The sequence below is a fragment of the Streptomyces sp. NPDC050548 genome, from assembly GCF_044457385.1.
Lineage (GTDB): Bacteria > Actinomycetota > Actinomycetes > Streptomycetales > Streptomycetaceae > Streptomyces.
This window is the reverse complement of record NZ_JBITGV010000001.1, coordinates 374,048-392,268: the sequence shown is the minus strand read 5'-3', so window position 1 is coordinate 392,268 and position 18,221 is coordinate 374,048. Positions and strand designations below refer to the sequence as shown.

General features: G+C 69.6%; 16 protein-coding genes. 14 read left to right on the top strand and 2 right to left on the bottom strand.

The window, feature by feature from the left end:
- The first annotated feature begins 78 nt into the window (after positions 1 to 78).
- From ACIBJH_RS01780 to ACIBJH_RS01755, 6 genes are all read left to right on the top strand, one after another.
- Complete coding sequence (locus ACIBJH_RS01780) at positions 79 to 2,289, top strand: glycoside hydrolase domain-containing protein (RefSeq protein ID WP_399114877.1); 2,211 nt, start codon at positions 79 to 81, stop codon at positions 2,287 to 2,289.
- 98 nt (positions 2,290 to 2,387) lie between these two features.
- Positions 2,388 to 2,660 (top strand): hypothetical protein, encoded by a 273-nt coding sequence (locus ACIBJH_RS01775; RefSeq protein ID WP_399114876.1) that lies wholly within the window; start codon positions 2,388 to 2,390, stop codon positions 2,658 to 2,660.
- 22 nt (positions 2,661 to 2,682) lie between these two features.
- Positions 2,683 to 3,384 carry a hypothetical protein gene (locus ACIBJH_RS01770; RefSeq protein WP_399114875.1) on the top strand — a complete coding sequence of 234 codons (702 nt, stop codon included), beginning with the start codon at positions 2,683 to 2,685 and terminating at the stop codon, positions 3,382 to 3,384.
- 166 nt (positions 3,385 to 3,550) lie between these two features.
- Positions 3,551 to 5,980 carry a hypothetical protein gene (locus ACIBJH_RS01765; RefSeq protein WP_399114874.1) on the top strand — a complete coding sequence of 810 codons (2,430 nt, stop codon included), beginning with the start codon at positions 3,551 to 3,553 and terminating at the stop codon, positions 5,978 to 5,980.
- Between the two features lie 47 nt (positions 5,981 to 6,027).
- A complete protein-coding gene (locus ACIBJH_RS01760; RefSeq protein ID WP_399114873.1) occupies positions 6,028 to 7,299 on the top strand; it encodes a hypothetical protein in 1,272 nt (423 codons plus the stop codon).
- 28 nt (positions 7,300 to 7,327) lie between these two features.
- On the top strand, positions 7,328 to 7,831 hold the full coding sequence (locus ACIBJH_RS01755; protein WP_399114872.1) for a hypothetical protein: 504 nt from the start codon (positions 7,328 to 7,330) through the stop codon (positions 7,829 to 7,831).
- On the opposite strand, the gene ACIBJH_RS01750 is transcribed toward ACIBJH_RS01755, so the two are convergent.
- The gene (locus ACIBJH_RS01750) at positions 7,773 to 8,141 is read right to left on the bottom strand and encodes a DUF192 domain-containing protein (RefSeq protein ID WP_399114871.1); all 369 of its coding nucleotides are present in this window, start codon (positions 8,139 to 8,141) and stop codon (positions 7,773 to 7,775) included. The two genes, ACIBJH_RS01755 and ACIBJH_RS01750, sit on opposite strands and share 59 nt — an antisense overlap.
- A gap of 166 nt (positions 8,142 to 8,307) precedes the next feature.
- Between ACIBJH_RS01750 and ACIBJH_RS01745 the strand changes: the two genes are divergently transcribed.
- From ACIBJH_RS01745 to ACIBJH_RS01730, 4 genes are all read left to right on the top strand, one after another.
- Positions 8,308 to 9,060 (top strand): prepilin peptidase, encoded by a 753-nt coding sequence (locus ACIBJH_RS01745; RefSeq protein ID WP_399114870.1) that lies wholly within the window; start codon positions 8,308 to 8,310, stop codon positions 9,058 to 9,060.
- 39 nt (positions 9,061 to 9,099) lie between these two features.
- Positions 9,100 to 9,672: a dihydrofolate reductase family protein gene (locus ACIBJH_RS01740; RefSeq protein WP_399114869.1), complete on the top strand. Its 573-nt coding sequence runs from the start codon at positions 9,100 to 9,102 to the stop codon at positions 9,670 to 9,672.
- Between the two features lie 40 nt (positions 9,673 to 9,712).
- Positions 9,713 to 10,585 (top strand): LLM class flavin-dependent oxidoreductase, encoded by an 873-nt coding sequence (locus tag ACIBJH_RS01735; RefSeq protein ID WP_399114868.1) that lies wholly within the window; start codon positions 9,713 to 9,715, stop codon positions 10,583 to 10,585.
- 63 nt (positions 10,586 to 10,648) lie between these two features.
- Complete coding sequence (locus ACIBJH_RS01730) at positions 10,649 to 11,434, top strand: class I SAM-dependent methyltransferase (RefSeq protein ID WP_399114867.1); 786 nt, start codon at positions 10,649 to 10,651, stop codon at positions 11,432 to 11,434.
- 1 nt (position 11,435) lies between these two features.
- On the opposite strand, the gene ACIBJH_RS01725 is transcribed toward ACIBJH_RS01730, so the two are convergent.
- A complete protein-coding gene (locus ACIBJH_RS01725) occupies positions 11,436 to 12,596 on the bottom strand; it encodes a winged helix DNA-binding domain-containing protein (RefSeq protein ID WP_399114866.1) in 1,161 nt (386 codons plus the stop codon).
- Positions 12,597 to 13,225: 629 nt separating this feature from the next.
- Between ACIBJH_RS01725 and ACIBJH_RS01720 the strand changes: the two genes are divergently transcribed.
- The 4 genes from ACIBJH_RS01720 to ACIBJH_RS01705 all read left to right on the top strand — a co-directional run bounded on the left by ACIBJH_RS01720 (position 13,226) and on the right by ACIBJH_RS01705 (position 18,217).
- Positions 13,226 to 13,999, top strand: coding sequence for an isoprenyl transferase (locus ACIBJH_RS01720; RefSeq protein WP_200717436.1), 774 nt, complete (start codon positions 13,226 to 13,228; stop codon positions 13,997 to 13,999).
- Between the two features lie 310 nt (positions 14,000 to 14,309).
- Positions 14,310 to 15,635 carry a PhoH family protein gene (locus tag ACIBJH_RS01715; RefSeq protein ID WP_019072758.1) on the top strand — a complete coding sequence of 442 codons (1,326 nt, stop codon included), beginning with the start codon at positions 14,310 to 14,312 and terminating at the stop codon, positions 15,633 to 15,635.
- Between the two features lie 430 nt (positions 15,636 to 16,065).
- The gene (locus tag ACIBJH_RS01710) at positions 16,066 to 16,755 is read left to right on the top strand and encodes a transglycosylase SLT domain-containing protein (RefSeq protein WP_362975461.1); all 690 of its coding nucleotides are present in this window, start codon (positions 16,066 to 16,068) and stop codon (positions 16,753 to 16,755) included.
- A gap of 148 nt (positions 16,756 to 16,903) precedes the next feature.
- Positions 16,904 to 18,217: an AI-2E family transporter gene (locus ACIBJH_RS01705; RefSeq protein ID WP_399114865.1), complete on the top strand. Its 1,314-nt coding sequence runs from the start codon at positions 16,904 to 16,906 to the stop codon at positions 18,215 to 18,217.
- Positions 18,218 to 18,221: the final 4 nt, after the last annotated feature.

Sequence of the window (18,221 nt, the reverse complement as noted above, 5' to 3'; positions counted from 1 at the left end):
GGCCACGGCGAACGTGCGGCTTACGCCTCTCTCCCTTTGTTGCCCCACCGCAGAAGCGACCACAGGAGAAGTGGACCCATGGCGGACGAATTAGTGCTGCGCGCGCAGAGATTCGTGAACGAGACCTACGGCACCATCATCGGCATGACGGTCGACGAGGACGGCAAGACCGGCTGGAACACGATGTACGCCCTCACGCGGGCGCTCCAGTACGAGCTGGGAATCACCGCACTGTCCGACACTTTTGGACCCACCACCCTGAGCACGCTCACGTCGAAGTACCCGAAGCTGAACGCCTCGACGGTCCCCTCCGCCAACTTCTGCCGGATCATCCAGTCCGGCCTCTACTGCAAGGGCTACGACGGCGGTGAGATCGACGGCACCTACAACTCGCGCGTCGAGGCCGCCGTGACGAAGCTGAAGTCCGACATGGGTGTGGGCGGGGTCTACACCGGAAGCGACGTGACACCCAAGGTGTTCAAGGCGTTGCTCAACATGGACCCCTACGTGCTGGTGGACTACGGGGACAGCTTGGGCAGTGCCGGTATCCGTTCGATCCAGCAGTGGCTGAACGGGCGCTATGTGACCCGCGCGGACTTCTTCATCATCCCCTGCGACGGCCATCACTCCCGCGATGTCGCGAAGTCCATGCTGTACGCGATCCAGTACGAGATCGGTCTGGCGGACGGCGTGGCCAACGGGGTCTTCGGCCCGGCGACTCAGACGGGCATCAAGGCTCACACCCTCACGGTGGGCAGCTCGGGTGCCTGGGTGTCCCTCTATTCGGCCGCCCTGATCCTCAACCAGCGCAGCAGTACCGTGTTCTCCAGTTCCTACACCTCCGCGCTGGCGGCGGAGTCGACGAGTTTCCAGGCCTACGTCGGTCTTCCCCAGACCGGAAACGCCGACTTCCCCACCTGGGCGTCCCTGCTGGTCTCCTATGGTGACCAGTCCCGTCCCGGCACCGCCTGCGACTGCGTCACCACCGTCACCGCCGAGAGGGCGACGGCCCTCAAGGCGGCCGGTTACAAATACGTCGGCCGCTATCTGTCCAACGTTCCCAACACCACCCTGGACAAGGTGATCAAGCCCGGCGAACTGGCGACCATCGCCGACGCCGGACTGAGCTGCTTCCCGATCTACCAGACCTGGGGCGGCAGCAACGCGTACTTCAACTACCCGCAGGGAACGTACGACGCCTACGACGCGATCGAGTGGGCGAAGTACCACGGCTTCAAGGACGGAACCCGCATCTACTTCGCCGTCGACTACGACGCGCTCGACGCCGACGTGACCGACTACGTCCTTCCGCACTTCCGCGGGATCTATCGGGTCATCCAGGAGAACTCCCGGTATCTGGTCGGCATCTACGGTCCGCGGAACGTGTGTTCACGAGCCATGGTGGCGGGCTACGCCGACGCCAGCTTCGTCTCGGACATGTCGAGCGGTTTCTCGGGGAACCTGGGATACCCGTTGTCCAACAACTGGGCTTTCGACCAGATCGCCACCGTCGCCGTCGGGTCGGGAACCGGTTACATCGAGATCGACAAGAACGTCGCGTCCGGCCGGGACATAGGCCAGAACAGTTTCGACCCCGGCTCGTACACCGACGGGCTGGACGCCGAGTTCGACGACACCTACCGCGACGCCATGCTTCAGGAAGTGCGCGGTTACCTGGAATCCATAGGGGTCCCCGAAACCGGCGGGGACGGCTGGACCGACAGCGACTGGGCGACGCTGGGCGGAATATCCAACAGCAAGGCGTTCGATGTGGTCGTCGGCACGGACTGGCTCTTCACCTCGCTCGCCCGCCAGCTCAAACTGCGCAAGGCGTTGATCCAGGCCCCGGTGCTCTGGGAACTGCGTAAGTTCAACCCGTTGGACCCCGTCGCGGATCTCGCCGTCCAGAACGGTCTGAAGGACGACTGCAGCACCGGGTGGGGACAGATCTTCGGCTGGGTCGCCATCGAGGCGCGGAACTACTGCGTCCAGCAGGGAATCATCAACGGCACGCTGCTGGTGCCGGGGACGGCGGGGAACCTGACGGACGTGTGGACCCAGCTGCACGACGATCCGGTGTACAACGTGAAGACGGCCGCCTACCTGACGATCTACAACGCGTACCAGATCGGCCTGTCCCGGCCCGGCCTGGACACGAGCGACGTCGATTCCCAGGCGATCCTGGCGCGCTACAACGGAACCAACGACGCCGCCCAGGAGTACGGCAGGCAAGTCGGCGGCCTCTACCAGGTACTGGAGAAATACTACAAGATCGTGCGAAATCTATGAACTCCCGCACAGCTCCTGACACTTTCGCCCGAACACCTTCGGTCCGCCGGACATGGACAGCCCCCGTCGTCGTCAATCTCGTCCTGGGGATTGTCGCCGTGATCCCCGTCTGGGCCCTTGTGCTGTTCGCGGTGAACTACCCCCTCGCGGGGCTGGGAATCACGCACCGGGATCCCACGGAGAACGACGGCATGCTGCCCTGGCTGCTGGTGCTGGTACCGATGTGGGCGGCGTTCCTGGGGCTGTGGATTCCGGTCAACCTCGCGATGCGCCGAAAGCGGGACATCGTCAAACGGCGTTACTGGACCGCCAGTTCACTGCTGGCCCTCCTTCCCATGGTGGCGTTGATGTTCTTCATCGAGAACAAGTGAAACGAAAGGGAGATGCAGCGGGATGGCTCACATCACGAGACGCACGGTGGTACAGAGCACGGCAGTTCTGGGCCTGGCCGGTGTGACCGGCGGGCTCCTGGCGGCGCCTGCCGCCGCCGAGGAAGCCGCCTCGGAAGCAGAGGACACCGCCCGGCCCACCTCCCTCAACGGGTGGGAGCTGATGGAGCAGACCAACGACATCTCAACGGTGTGGACGCGCCCGGTCCCCGGCACGGACTGTTCCGTCGCTGTCTGCATCGGGGACGCGGAAACGGTCCTGGTCCACGTGATCCGCCGCTTCCACTACGAGGTCGACGAGTTGCGCAGGGGCGATGTCGTCGGCTGGCGCACCCCGAGCGAGGTCAACAAGGGGCTGACGGAGTCGAACCAGGCCTCGGGCACGGCCGTTCAGATCCGCCCGGGCTCCTACCCGGCCGGGTCGAGGGGCGGATTCTTCTCGTCCCAGCTCATGGTGATCCGCGACATCCTGGCCGAACTCGACGGCGTGGTCCGGTGGGGCGGCGACGACAGTCGGCCGGACGAGTCGCTGTTCTCCATCGATGTGAAACCCGCGGACACACGGCTCACCGCGGTCGTCGAGAAGATCCGTGCCTGGAAGGACACCCCGGGCAAGGGCCCCGGCACTCCGGTGGACGTCCGGGCCTCCGGGAGGCGGAAGGCCGCGAAGGCACTTGAGAGCCGCCAGCAGGGAACCGCGGCCTGAGCCCGAGCCGACTGGGCCCTCACGAGGCGTCACCATCGTTCTGGCCTGGGCCCACCGGCAGTCTGGGTACTGATTTGGGCCCACGGGCCCATCTCGGACATCGATCCCCTCCCTAGCCTCTGGAAGCTCAGGCGGTCTGGTGAGCGATGGCGGGGGACGGGGAGACATGGCCTCGATCGAGGGAGCCGCAGCGGTCGGCGGGAGAGGTGGGCCGGGCGGGCGCCGGGAAATGCCCGCCCCGCTCGCCACCGCACTGGTGCTGGTCCACACACTCTTCGCGGTCACCGTCGTCGGCGGCCTCGGAGTCCTGCTGACCGCCACGTCGTACGGCACGCTCGACGGCCAGGTCGTCGCCCTCGTCGCCTACGCCGCCGCGCCGGGCGTCCTCGGCCGGTGGCTGGCCCGGCGGAGCTGGGAGGGCGGGACCCGGGTCCGGCTCGGACTCGTCGCCGTACAGGGGTGGTTGATCCTCGGCGGTGTCGTCAACCTCACCTCCGGGTCCGCCCGCGGCGGCCTCCAGCTCTTCCTCCCGATCGTCATCGTGTTCCTCCTGTTCCGCCCGGAGAGCCGCGAGTGGTACGGCCTCGCCGAGCTGGAACGTGTCGAGCGCCGCCCGTTCTCCCTTGCGCGGCTGATCCGTTGGCGCCGGGACGAGGGGCAGACGGCGGTGGAGTACGCCGGTTTCATCGCGATCGTCGCCGCCATCATCGCGGCCCTGCTGGTCACCGGCCTCGGCACCCAGATCTTCGGCGGCATCCAGTCGGAGGTCTGCAAGGTCACCGGCACGGGCTGCGGCACCGGCACCACTACAACAACCACAACCACAACCACCGAGACCGACACAACGGGCGCCGACAAGCCCGCCCCCGCCCCCGCCGCCGACAAGGGCGACGACGGCTGCTTCTCCGGCGTGGGCGCCTTCTTCGGCTGTGCCGGCGACCAGGTCGAACAAGCCGGCCAGGGCCTCTTCGTCGACGGCGTCTGGGGCGACCTCACCGGTATCTACGACATGGTCCGCCACCCCGTCGACACCGTGAAGGGCATCGGCGACTACGGCAAACAGCTCGGCGACGACTGGTCCAAGAACTCCAAGGACGCCGCCAAGAAGTGGTCCGACGGCGACTACGGCGGCGCCCTGTGGGACTGGGGCAGCGCCTCCGTGAAGACCGGTGGCACGGTCCTCTACGACGTGTTCATCGGCGACGACGTCGCCAAGGACTGGAAGAACGGCGACAAGACCCGCGCCGTCACCCACGTCCTGTGGAACGTCGGCTCCCTCTTCATCCCGGGCTACGACGGCGCCAAGATCGTCGAGAAGGTCGGCGACCTCGGCAAGATCGGCAAACTGGGCAAGCTCGGCGAACTCGCGGAAAAGGCCGCCAAGGCGGCGGACGACGCGAAGAAGGCGGCCAAGGCCGGGGACGTGGCGGGCGCGGAGAAGGCGGCCAAGGAGGCCGACGACGCCGCCGAGGAAGCGGAGAAGAAGGCCGAGAAGACCGGCTGCACGATCGGCGCGCCCATCCGGCGGATTCCGTACGAGGGCAACGGTCCGAAGGACGACGGTCCGAAGGACGACGGTGGCCTCACCGGTTCCTCCGGCACGGGCACCACTGTCCTCGCCGCCGGCGACTCCCCGTACGTCGTGCTCGCCGCGGACGGCTGCGACGAGGGCGCCAAGAAGGAGGCCGAGGATGCCCGTAGGAAAGCGGACGAGGCCGACGCGGCCGCTCGCGCCGCCGCCCTGCAGCACGCCGCGGACGAGCTGAAGAAGGTCATCGCGGATGCCAGGGACAAGCAGAAGACGCCCAGGAACGAGCGGTTCACGCTCGACGAGAAGAAGATCGACGACCTCGTCGCCAAGGCCAAGGACAACCCGGATCTGAGCAAGGGGGAGATCGGGACGGCCGAACTGACCCAGTCCCTCAAGGACTTGGCGGACATGCTGAAGAACACGACCATCGACAGCCAGAGCCGCGGTTCGCTCGGCGGCCCCGTGCTCAGGGCCGGCAACCGCTACCAACTGGCCGAAGCCATGGCCGAGGTCAAGGCCGCGACACGCGCCGCGGACGACGCCGCCGAGGGCACCAAGGTCTATGCCGGCGTCGGCGCGAAGAAGGGGCGCCCGACCGTGGACATGGGCGACGGCACGACCGCCGATCTCAGCGGTATCGACGACGCCGACGTGGTCTACAAGGGCAAGGACGGCAACCTCAACGTCGTGGAGGTCAAGAACACGGGGCAGGCCACCACCCAGGCCTCGATCCGCGCCCAGGCCCAGAAACTGGCCGACTGGCAGAAGGCGCACCCGGGCCGCGAAGCCCGCTACGAGATCGTGACGCAGGACGGCTGGGACAAGGTCTTCGACGGTTTCCAGAAGGACAAGAAGACCGGCACCCGTCCGGACGGCACGCCCGCCCAGACCCTCGCCGACAACGGACTCGACCTTCGCGTCGCCGGCCAGGACATCTCGCCGCGGCAGCTCAGGGCGATGAACGACGCGTGGAGCAGGAAGACTCCGGCCGAGCGGCAGGCGGCACGGGACTCGGGCAAGATGAAGGACCCGAAGACCGCCATGCAATACCTGGGTGTCTCCTGATGGCGGCGCGGACGAGCGGACGACGAGAGGAAGGGAGCGGCCGGACCGTGACCGCACATCACCTGCTGCCCGCGACCATGCGCCGGCTCCCGCCCCCGTGGAACGACCTGACCCGGGAACGGAGGCAGCGCCTCGACGCCCTGCCGCACACGGAGGCGAACGAGCGTGCAGCACTCGACGCACTGACCGCCGCGCTCTCCGGCCCATTGCCCTCACCCGCGCCGCGCGTTTGGAGCGATGAGTCATGGGAGTGCTACGACCGTGTCCGTCAGGAGGCTGGGTACCGGCTGGCCCACGCCATGCCGACGGCGGGCCAGTTCACCCGCGAGGGCGTCAGCGACGTACTCGGGGAGTGGGCGAACGCCGCACAGCCGCCGGTGCCGTCCTGGTGGCTGGAGGACCAACTGGACTTGATCGCCGAGGAGTTGGTCCGCGACGACCTTTCGGGCTGGACCCACGACGTGTTGAACTGGCTCCAACAGCGGCAGCCCTACGACGGGGCAGGCGTCGCGGCGATCGCCGAGCGGTGTGCCGTGCACGGCCTCGCTGCCCACGACGCGGTGAGTCTTCTGCGACACCTCGGCCCGCCCCACGGCGAGCGCGCACTGCTCCGTCTCGTGCGGGACGACAGAGTGAGCGAGGACAGCCGCGCCTGGGCGAGAGACTCCCTGATACGGCTGCGCCGCCCCGGCTACGAGGCCCGCGCCCGGCAACCGGCGCAGGGAGAACACCCCTTGCTGCCTCCCGCCGTACGCGAACTCCCCTACAGCTGGGCCGCCGGCTTCCAGTGGCCAGCCGAACTCCCGGAAACCGACGACAACATCACCCGCGCCCACGCGATCCTCCAGGCTTGCGCCCCGACCGCACCCGTACCCGAACCCGTCCCCGACGCCGACTGGACCGGTGACGAGGACGAGGAGGAGCCCGCCTGGCTTGAGATCCGCGTGGTGATGCGGGACCTCATGCCGTACGCGAGCCTGGTCACCGAGGAACGGATGACCGAGGCGGTCCAGGAGTGCTCGCTGCTGGGCATCCCCGGCGCACCGCCCGACCCGGACAGCGAGGAGGCGGAGCGCTTCGTCCGGCGGTGGGTGACCTGGATCGGCGGCTGGATCGCCGGCGAGGTCTTCACCTGGCTCGGCATGTGCGTCGACGACGACACCCTGGTGACCCCGTGGGCCATGGAACTCGCCGAACGCTACGCCCGGTTCGGCGTCGTCACCGACCGAGCCGTGTCGATGCTCAACTGGCACGGCACCGTCCCCCGCAGCCGCGAGGCCCTCGCCCGCCTGAGGGCGGACGGCACACTGTCGCCGTGAACGAGCCGGAGAGCAGGCGAGGTTGACGATGCTGCTCGCGAATCTCTTCGTCGTGGCGGAGTCGCCCCGCGCCGAAATCCGGCGCGCCCTCGCGGACTTGCTGGGCCTGCCCGAAGAGGCCGTGGACGTGGGGGACTGGAACCAGGAGGACCGGAACTGGGCGGCCCCGGTGCTCTGCACCTACTGCCCGCTGCCTCCGGGCGACCTCGCGCTCTGCCTCGACATCACCGTCACCGCCCCGGCCGCCGGCGACCGCACGGAAGCGGACCTCGCCCTCGGTATCGCGGCCAGGGTGGGCAGTTCGGTCCTCTACCCCGCCGAGTCCTACCCACCGAGCGCCACTTGGGCGGCGGTCCCCGACGGCCGTACGGTCCGATGCAGCATGGAGTCGGTCGAGACGGGCTACGGCGCGGACGCCGACCTCTACCCGTTCCGCGTCTACGACGTGGCAGCACAGGTACCGGACCTGCCACCTATGGCCCCGTCTCCACCGCCACCCGAACCCCCACCCCCAGCCCCCACCCCGCCATGACCCCCGCCTCCGCCTCCAGCACATGCCGGGACCGGAGCCGCGGCAGGCCCAGCCGCCCCGGCCGCATCGTGTGGACGGCGACGACCTCCAACTTCCGGTTCAGGTACGCCACATCGATCGGGAAGCGCATCCGGAACGTGTGCACACTGCTCGCCGGCGAGAGCAGCATCGCCCCGTCGATCCCGTCCCGGCCGAGCAGCCCCTTCGTGCGCGCCCGGTAGGAGGTCGCGAGCTCCAGCGGAACGGCGACCGTGCCCGCGGCCCCCCGCACGATCAGCTTCCCCCGCCCGTCACTCCACCGTCGTCCCATACCGGGCCACCTTCCCGCGCCACTCGGATCCATATCCCTGTCCCCCATTCCCCATCCCTTGTCCCCTGTCCCTCCGGTGACGATCGACCGTATCCACCCCGCACTGGGCCCCACATGGGCCCACGGACCCATGCCCCGCCCGCCGCCGCCCGGATATCGTCCCCGCGTGCGCCTGATTCCGATCGTCGTGGGTGCCCTGTGGGGCGCGTGGTCGGGCCTCCTGCTGCCCCGCGCCGCCCACCGCCTCTCCGTCGAGGCCGAGGACCCCTGGAACGGACACTGCCCCGACGGGCACCCGATCAAGGGCCCGTTCGACGGCTGGCTGGGCCGCGCCCGCTGCGACGGAACCGGCGGCTCACAGCGGTGCGGTTCCTACGGCCCCAGCACCCCCGTCGTGTCCGGCGCGACCGCCCTCGTCTGCGGGGCACTCGCCGCGGCCACCGGCCCCCACCCCGAACTCGTCGTCTGGCTGCTCGCCGCTCCCGTCGCCGTGCTCCTGGCGCTCGTCGACCGCCGGGTGCACCGCCTCCCGGACGTCCTGACCCTCCCCCTCGCCGCCGCCACCCTCGCGCTCCTCGGCGTCGCGGCCCTGCTCCCCGCCGGCGCCGGCTCCTGGCTCACCGCCCTGCTCGGCGGACTCGCCCTCGGCGCCGGGTACTTGGTGCTGTATCTCATCAACCCCGCCGGCATGGGCTTCGGCGATGTGAAGCTCGCCCTCGCCCTGGGCACGGCCCTCGGCTGGTACGGCTGGCCGGTGCTCGTCACGGGCGCCTTCGCGGGAGTGCTGTACGGCGCGCTGTACGGCCTCGGCATGGTCGCGCTGCGCCGGGCGGGCCGTAAGACGGCGATTCCGCTGGGGCCGTTCATGCTCGGCGGCGCGTTCACGGGTGTGGTGCTGGGAGCGTTGGCGGCGGCGTGAGACGCTGACGAACCCGGTTCTGAACGAGGTGACGTACCCGTGCGGAAGATCTCCTACATGATGTCCGTGTCCCTCGACGGCTTCCTGGAGGGCCCCGACCGGGACATCAGCTGGCACCTGGTCGACGACGAACTCCATCAGCACATGAACGACACCCTCCGTCCCATGGGCGCCTTCGTCGACGGCCGGGTCACCCACGAACTGATGGCCGCCCACTGGCCCACCGCCGCCGCCGACCCGGACGCCTCCGCGGTCACCGCCGAGTTCGCCGCGATCTGGCGGGACAAGCCGAAGATCGTGTACTCGCGGACCCTGCCCGCCGGTCCCGCCGAGTGGAACACGACCGTCGTGTCCGAGGTCGTCCCCGAGGAACTGCGCGCCCTCAAGGAACAGCCCGGCGGCGACCTCTGCCTCGGCGGCGCCGACCTCGCCGCCACCTTCCTCCGGCTCGGCCTCGTCGACGAGATCAAGGTGTACGTCCACCCGGTCCTCATCGGCCGCGGGAAGCGGATGTTCCCCGAGACCGACACCCACACCGCGCTCCGCCTCGTCGAGAACCACGCCTTCGGCAACGGGGTCGTCCTGCTGCGCTACGAGCGGGTCGCCCCGTAAATCCGTTGTCCGCCGTGCTCCCACCGGATAGGAAGAAACCATGACTGGACTCGGCGCGGTGTTCCGGCCCCAACTTCCCCCCGAGCGCCTGCGGGCGGTGGTCGAACTCGCCGACGCCTCCGGGCTCGAAGAGCTCTGGCTGTGGGAGGACTGCTTCCGCGAGGGCGGGATCTCGGCCGCCGCGGCGGCGCTCGCCTGGAGCGAGCGGGTGCGGATCGGGGTCGGACTGCTCCCGGTCCCGCTGCGGAACGTCGCCATCACCGCGATGGAAGCCGCCACGCTGTACCGGCTGTTCCCGGGGCGCCCGGTCCTCGCCGTCGGCCACGGCGTACAGGACTGGATGGGCCAGGTCGGCGCCCGCGCCGAGTCCCCGGTGACCCTGCTGCGCGAGCACCTCGACGCGCTGCGCGCCCTGTTGCGCGGGGAACGCCTCACGACCCAGGGCCGCTACGTCAAGCTCGACGACGTCGGCCTCGACTGGCCGCCGGCCGCTCCCGTCGAGATCCTCGCCGGCGCCGGCGGTCCGCGCACCCTCCGCCTCTCCGGCGCCGCCGCCGACGGTACGGTCCTCACCGCGTCCACCGCACCGGACGGCGTCCGACGGGCCCGTCGACTCATCGACGAGGGACGGGAGTCGGCGGGCCGTACGGAAGCGCACCAGGTCGTCGTCTATCTCCTCACCGCCACCGGACCCGGCGCCGCCGCCCGCCTCCGCGCCGAACTCGCCGAAGAGGGCCTGGAGTCGGTCCCCGACCTCGGTGTCGCCGGCGACGCGGGTGCCGTCGCGAAGGCCGTCCAGCGCCTCGCCGAGGCCGGCGCCGACACGGTCGTACTCCAGCCCACCGGCGACGAACCCGACCCGGAGGCCTTCGTACGCTTCGCGGCGGAGGAGGTCAGGGCACTCGTCCCCTGACCCGCCCCGCGCCGCTTCGAAAATCGGCAGCGCCCACTGACACCGCCCTGCGACCATCGGCCCATGGGCAACAGCAGGAGTTTTGAGGATCTCGTCGCGGAAGGGGCCGCCGTCCCCACCGAGGGCTGGGACTTCTCCTGGTTCGAGGGGCGGGCCACCGAGGCACGGCCCTCGTGGGGCTACGCGCGGTCCGCCGGGGACCGGCTCATCTGGGTGAACACCGTCCTGGACGTCCAGACCGGGGGAGGGGAGGTCCTCGACTTCGCGCTGAGCCGGGCCGCCGTCCAGCCCCCGATGCTCGTCGCCGCCACCGAGAGCTGGCCGCCCAACATCGCCAAGGCCACCGCCCTGCTCCGCTCGCGCGGGGTCGTCGTGGTCGCGGTGGCCGAGGACGCCCCGCTGCCCTTCGCGGACGCGGCCTTCGACCTCGTCCTGAGCCGCCACCCGATCCGCGCCGACTGGCCCGAGATCGCCCGCGTCCTACGCCCCGGCGGCACCTACTTCGCCCAACACGTGGGCCCCCGCAGCGCGTTCGAACTCGTCGAGCACTTCCTGGGCCCCCAGCCGGAGGGCGTGAGCGGTGCCCGAGACCCCGAGCGGGAGCGGGCTGAAGCCGAGGCCGCGGGCCTTGAGATCGTCGGCCTGCGGGCCGAGCGGCTGCGCATGGAGTTCCACGACATCGCGGCCGTCGTGCACTTCCTGCGCAAGGTGATCTGGATGGTCCCGGACTTCACGGTCGAGGCCTACGAGCCCCAACTCCGTTCCCTGCACGAGCAGATCGAGGCCACGGGCCCCTTCGTGGCCCACAGCACCCGGCACCTCTTCGACGTACGCAAGCCGCTCGCGTGACTCAGGCGTGCGGCCCCGAGGCGACCTCCCCGATCACCAACTCGGCCCGCGCCTCCAGCACTTCGCCCACCCGTTCCGCCCACTCGCCCAACTCCCGCTCCTGCCGCGCCGTCAGCCGTCCCAGCGGCTCCACGGTGACGGTCGTACGCCGTCCCTGCCTGCGCTGGTGCCAGACCCCGGCCACCACCCCGTCGACCAGCAGCACGGGGTAGTTGCCGGCCTGCCCGCCCGCCAGTGCCCGGCGGTACGCGGCACCCGGGAACAGCGTCTCGCGGGGCTGGGCGGCGATGACGTAGGCGTCGAAGTAGGGGAGGAGGCGCACGCCCCGGACGGGTTCCTCGGGGAATGTCGTGTCGCCCGCCGTCACCCACGCGCGCGTGCCCTCGAAGTCGACCTCCTCGATGCCGCCCTCGGCGGCGCAGGTCTCGAAGAGCGTCGTCGCCCAACCTCCGGGCGCCGCGAGCCATTTGGCGAAATCCGGTGGGGTCGCCGGGCCGTAGGAGCGCAGATATCGGTGGACGAGTGTGCGCAGGGCCTCGGTCGTGGGGAGCGGGGTGAAGCGGGGCGGGCGGGTGTAGGTGACTTTGCGGCCGCGGTTCGGGCCGAAGCACAGGGCGCCGGACTGGCCGGCCCGGTGCAGGACCTGGCGCCAGCGCGGCCACAGGTCCTGGAAGGCCGGCATCACCCGGTCCCCGGCCCATGGACCGGTGCGGGCGACGACCGCCTCGTCGAGTTCGTCGATGGTCAGGGTCTTGCCGTCCAGGGCGTCGGCGACGGCCGCGACCACCTCGGTGGCCTGGGTGTCGGTGAGCCGGATGTCGGGGGCGAACCGGCCCGTGCCCGGGATCGCGGTCAACGCGGCGCTCCACAGCGGGAGTTCGCGGGTGGGCAGTAGATGGACGGTCCCGCGCGGGCCGTGGGTCTTGAGCAGGGAGGCAGGTGAGCCGTCGGCCTGCCACAACGCCGTTCGCACGTCCGTCCTGGTCCGCCCGGCCGCCCGTACCCCCACCGACACCTCCGCCGCGGACAGCACCTGCGCGTGGGCGGCGAGCATCGACGCCACCACGTCGGCGACCGGTGTGCCGGTCCCGGCCGGGGTGCCCAGGAACTGCCGTTCGAGACGGCGGGCGCTCGCCATGGTCCAAGTGATCTTCACGGTCATGCCCCGACGCTAGGGCCGAACTAGGTCACCGGATGTCCGCCACACCTCCACGCGGTTTCCACATCGTTATCGAGATCGACTCGCTTCCCGGCCATCTCCTCACGTAAGTTCGGACCAAGGTAATTCGCGTGAGCAAAGCTGCGCGGTGGGCACCGCGCGGTGGAGGGGGCTGCGCGGTGCCCTGCCCCGTCAAGTGGACGTTCACTTGCGGTGTCACCCCTGAGAGCGACACGCCGGGGGTTGGCGGAAAACCCGCATGTTCGCCTCGTAATCCACTGCGAACCGGCCATGATCAGGGCTGGAATCAGCGCTTCAGGGCCCCTGGTCGCGTTGTCGGCCGACTCCGGAGAGTAGTTGTGGCACGCCGATGCGCGCAGCATCACTTACGAAGGGTTATGGTGGAAACCCCCCCTCGGGCCGGTCCGTATCCCCCCCACGGACCGGCCCGATTTTTTGTGCCCCGCGGTGACGACCCCCGCGCCCCCCTCGCACCCTCCCGCACCGGCCGTCGCCGAGACCGACCTTCGTGCCGAACCGGGATGAGCCCAGACACCCCTTGGGGGAACCGGGCTCCGGCGGGGGTAGGCTTCGACGCCGGGGACTGCCATCCACGGAGGGGCTGACAACACGTGAACGTGCGCGACACCCTGCGCCGCCTGCTGGTCAGGTTCTACGCACGCAGGGTGGGAGGCCATCTCGACCACGCGTCGGTGCCCAAGCACATCGGCGTCATCATGGACGGCAACCGGCGCTGGGCGAAGGCCGCGGGCTCCACCACCGTCCAGGGCCACCGCGCCGGCGGCGACAAGATCGAGGAGTTCCTCGGCTGGTGCAGCGAGACGGACGTCGAGGTCGTCACCCTGTGGCTGCTGTCGACGGACAACTTCGACCGCCCCCAGGAGGAACTCGGCCCGCTGCTCGGCATCATCGAGAACGTCGTCAGTTCCCTTGCCGCGGACGGCCGTTGGCGCGTCCACCACGTCGGCACCCTCGACCTGCTGCCGTCCGGGATGCAGTCCGTCCTCAAGGAGGCGGAGGAGTCCACCGCGCACATCGACGGGATACTCGTCAATGTCGCCATCGGCTACGGCGGCCGGCAGGAGATCGCCGACGCGGTCCGCTCGATGATCCTGGACGCCGCCGACAAGGGCACCTCGCTGGAGGAGCTCGCCGACCACGTGGACGTCGAACTCATCGGCAAGCACCTCTACACGGGCGACCAGCCCGACCCCGATCTGGTGATCCGCACCAGTGGGGAGCAGCGGCTGTCCGGATTCATGCTCTGGCAGACGGCCCACTCCGAGTACTACTTCTGTGAAGTCTTCTGGCCCGCCTTCCGCAAGGTCGACTTCCTGCGCGCGATGCGTGACTACGCCGCGCGACACCGGCGTTACGGCGGATGACCGGCAAGGCGCCCCGAGTACCCCGTTTGGTGCACAAGTAACAAGGAGTTCACCAGGGCGTCGTCATATGCCGTGGCATGGCGGCGCATGTTCGAGGGCATAAGCCAAGCAGGTCGACGCCCGAACCACGGGTGTCGTATCTCAGCGGACGGCACGGGGCCGTCCGCCCGGGAGGCCCTTTGCACCAGTTCGACCGTGCGGTCAGTACGGGCGAGACGGAGGGCCGGTCCTCGGCCCGCGCATTGCGGTCCGGACCGGTCCAGCTCCTCTCCGTCGCTCCCCGACCTCTTCCGAGGGGGTACGTCCTTCCGTGGTGACCAGCACAAAGCGCCGCCTGCCTGACCGGCGCACCTATGTTCTCGACACCAGCGTTCTGCTGGCCGACCCGAACGCACTGAACCGCTTCGACGAGCACGAAGTCGTGCTGCCGATCGTCGTGGTCACAGAGCTGGAGGCCAAGCGGCACCATCCCGAACTCGGCTACTTCGCCCGGCAGGCCCTGCGCCTGCTCGACGAGTTCCGGGTCCGGCACGGTCGCCTCGACGCCCCCATCCCGATCGGGGAACTCGGCGGCACCGTCAGGGTCGAGCTCAACCACTCGGACCCCAGCGTGCTGCCCAGCGGGTACCGCCTGGGGGACAACGACTCCCGCATCCTCGCGGTCGCCCGCAATCTGCAGGCCGAGGGGTACGACGTCACCGTCGTGTCGAAGGACCTTCCGCTCAGGATCAAGGCCTCGTCCGTCGGACTCCTCGCCGAGGAGTACCGCGCGGAACTGGCCATCACGGGCTCCTCCGGCTGGACCGGAATGTCCGAACTGACCCTGCCGGGTGAACAGGTGGACATCCTCTTCGAGGAGGGCCACGTCTACGTCCCGGAAGCGGCCGACCTTCCCGTGCACACCGGGCTGACCATCCAGTCCGAGCGCGGCAAGGCGCTGGGCCGCGTCACCGCCGACGGCAACGTCCGGCTGGTGCGCGGCGACCGGGAGGCCTTCGGCATCAAGGGCCGCAGCGCGGAGCAGCGCATCGCGCTGGATCTGCTGCTCGACCCGGACATCGGGATCCTGTCCATGGGAGGCCGGGCCGGCACCGGCAAGTCCGCGCTCGCGCTCTGCGCGGGCCTGGAGGCGGTCCTGGAGCGCCGCCAGCACAAGAAGGTCATGGTCTTCCGGCCGCTGTACGCGGTGGGCGGACAGGAACTGGGCTATCTGCCCGGCTCCGAGGCCGACAAGATGGGCCCCTGGGCCCAGGCGGTCTTCGACACGCTGTCCGCGGTCACCAGCCGCGAGGTCATCGAGGAGGTCACCGCCCGTGGGATGCTGGAGGTCCTGCCCCTCACCCACATCCGCGGACGCTCGCTGCACGACGCGTTCGTGATCGTGGACGAGGCGCAGTCCCTGGAGCGGAACGTCCTGCTGACCGTCCTGTCCCGAATCGGTGCCAATTCACGGGTGGTTCTCACCCATGACGTGGCCCAGCGGGACAATCTGAGGGTCGGTCGCTACGACGGTGTCGTCGCCGTGGTGGAGAAGCTGAAGGGTCACCCGCTCTTCGCGCATGTGACGCTCACGAGGTCCGAGAGGTCCCAGATCGCGGCGCTTGTGACCGAAATGCTGGAGGACGGCCAAATCTGAGGTAGTTGCACGTCAGTTGGCGCCGCCCCGCAAAGCCAAGGAGCTTAGCGGGGCGGCGCTTTGGCGTCCTGCTGTTTCTCCAAATCCCCTGGGGCAAACGGGATGTGAGCTTTCACACGCAACTCAGAATTGCCACCCGGCGTCCGGTTACGGCAGAGTCTCACTCCTGTCAGGCCCCGCATACGACACACGTGTACCCCTGGGGGTACCCCCGCACTTTAGGTAGTGGGGGAGGTACGCACCAACTTGAGCATCACAGCCAACTCCACAGCGAAGTCGTATGCCGCCCGCTCTTCACGCGGCGCTCCCCGAGCGGGAGTTGCCCACCGGGCCCGTGCCTCCCGTGACCCCGTAGGTGGGAGGCCAGCGTTCAGGGGCACGATTGCGTCCGCCAGGGTCACCGAAGCGGACGATGCTGGAAGGAAACCGTGTGAGCCGGATTTCGGTCCGGGGATTCGCAGTGGCTTCGGCCACCGCGGTCACCGCCGTCGGAAGCGTCGTGGGCGTTGCCTCTGGCAGCGTCGCTCAGACGCAGAACAATGACGCCGAGACGACGGCAGCCGACACCACGCTCCTGGCGGACATCCCCACGGGCCAGCAGGCCCAGGTGCAGACCGCCTCCTTGACGCAGCAGGCCGACGCCCAGGCGATCCAGGCCGACGCGAGCGCCAAGAAGGACGCCGAGGAGTCGGCCCGCCTGGCCGCCGCGAAGACCGCGGTCGCCAAGAAGGCAGCAGCCGAGAAGGCGGAGAAGCTGGCCAAGGAGCGCGCGGCGGCGAAGTCCGCAGCGAGCCGTTCCTCCTCCAGCTTCCCCGTGCAGAGCTCCTACACGGTCTCGCAGATCCAGGCCATGGCCGCCCAGATGGTGCCGAGCGGCCAGTTCCAGTGCTTCAGCAACATCGTGTCGCACGAGTCCGGCTGGAACTACCACGCCGTCAACGCCTCCTCCGGCGCCTACGGTCTCTTCCAGGCACTGCCCGCCTCCAAGTACTCCTCCGCGGGCTCCGACTGGCAGACCAACCCCGCCACCCAGATCAAGTGGGGCCTCAACTACATGGACAGCCGCTACGGCAGCCCGTGCGAGGCCTGGTCGTTCTGGCAGGCGAACAGCTGGTACTAGTCGTAAGCCCGGTCCCGGGCCGCTCGACCTCTCAACCTTTGAAGGCCCCTCCCCGTCCTAGGGGGAGGGGCCTTCGCCCTGTACGGTCGGACACGCAACGGCTCCAAGGGGGAGTGGGGTGGGGACAGACGGGGGAAGAGGGCGGATCATGTCGCGAGTGCCAGGGTGGCTCGGCAGGCTCGGCAACGGGCTGAGCGAGATGGGGGAGCGCTTGGACGAGCGCCGTGCCGAGGTGGAGAAGGAACACACCGACGCCGGGCCCGAGTTGCCGGCCGCCGACCCCGAACCCCCGGAGCCCGCCCCGGTACCCGTCACCATCGCCCGTGACCGCCCCGACCCCGCGCTCGCCGTGCCCTGGGGTGTGCGAGTGGCCGCGGAGGCGGGCTGGCGGCTGCTGATCCTGGCCGGCACGGTCTGGGTGCTGATGCGGGTCATCAGCGCCGTCCAACTCGTCGTCCTCGCCTTCGTCGCCGCACTCCTCATCACGGCACTGCTCCAGCCGACGGTGGCCCGCCTGATCCGCTACGGCTTCCCGCGCGGGGTGGCCACCGCCCTCACCGCGATCCTCGGCTTCGTCGTGATGGGCCTGATCGGCTGGTTCGTGACCTGGCAGGTCATGGCCAACATCGACAACCTCTCCGACCAGGTCCAGAACGGCGTCGACGATCTGCGCAACTGGCTGCTCAAGGGCCCGTTCCACGTCACCGAGAAGCAGATCAACCAGATCGCGAAGAACCTCCGCGAGGCCATCGGCGCCAACACCGACCAGATCACCTCGGCCGGCCTGGAGGGCGTCCAGGTCATCGTCGAGGCCCTGACCGGCATCCTGCTGACGGTCTTCTCGACCCTCTTCCTCCTCTACGACGGCCCGCGCATCTGGCAGTGGACACTGAAGCTGGTGCCCGCGGCGGCCCGGCCGGCGATGGCGGGCGCGGGCCCGCGCGCCTGGCGCACCCTCACGGCCTACGTCCGCGGCACGGTCATAGTCGCCCTGATCGACGCCATCTGCATCGGCATCGGCATCTACTTCCTCGGCGTACCGATGGCCGTGCCGCTCGCCGTCTTCATCTTCCTGTTCTCGTTCATCCCGTTGGTGGGCGCGGTCGCCTCCGGCGCGCTGGCGGTCGTCGTCGCGCTGGTCACCCAGGGCGTCGTCGTGGCCCTGTTCACCCTGGGCGTCGTTCTCGCCGTCCAGCAGATCGAGGGCCACATCCTTCAGCCGTTCATCCTGGGCCGGGCGGTCCGGGTCCACCCCCTCGCGGTGGTCCTCTCGGTCGCCGCGGGCGGGATGATCGCCGGGATCGGCGGAGCGGTGGTGGCAGTCCCCCTGGTCGCGGTCACCAACACGGTCGTGAGCTACCTGAAGGCCTACGCCCAGGGCACGGAGCCGGCGCCGAGGCTGTCGCCGAAGCCGAGGGGGGCTACGGCGGTTTCATCGACACCGCCGGACCAGACCCCGTAACGAC

Excerpts from the sequence above, each read along its gene's own strand:
- ACIBJH_RS01780 (WP_399114877.1), top strand. The coding sequence starts at position 79 with ATGGCGGACGAATTAGTGCTGCGCGCGCAGAGATTCGTGAACGAGACC.
- ACIBJH_RS01770 (WP_399114875.1), top strand. The coding sequence starts at position 2,683 with ATGGCTCACATCACGAGACGCACGGTGGTACAGAGCACGGCAGTTCTG.
- ACIBJH_RS01765 (WP_399114874.1), top strand. The coding sequence starts at position 3,551 with ATGGCCTCGATCGAGGGAGCCGCAGCGGTCGGCGGGAGAGGTGGGCCG.
- ACIBJH_RS01755 (WP_399114872.1), top strand. The coding sequence starts at position 7,328 with ATGCTGCTCGCGAATCTCTTCGTCGTGGCGGAGTCGCCCCGCGCCGAA.
- ACIBJH_RS01750 (WP_399114871.1), bottom strand. The coding sequence starts at position 8,141 with ATGGGACGACGGTGGAGTGACGGGCGGGGGAAGCTGATCGTGCGGGGG.
- ACIBJH_RS01735 (WP_399114868.1), top strand. The coding sequence starts at position 9,713 with ATGACTGGACTCGGCGCGGTGTTCCGGCCCCAACTTCCCCCCGAGCGC.
- ACIBJH_RS01730 (WP_399114867.1), top strand. The coding sequence starts at position 10,649 with ATGGGCAACAGCAGGAGTTTTGAGGATCTCGTCGCGGAAGGGGCCGCC.
- ACIBJH_RS01725 (WP_399114866.1), bottom strand. The coding sequence starts at position 12,596 with ATGACCGTGAAGATCACTTGGACCATGGCGAGCGCCCGCCGTCTCGAA.
- ACIBJH_RS01705 (WP_399114865.1), top strand. The coding sequence starts at position 16,904 with ATGTCGCGAGTGCCAGGGTGGCTCGGCAGGCTCGGCAACGGGCTGAGC.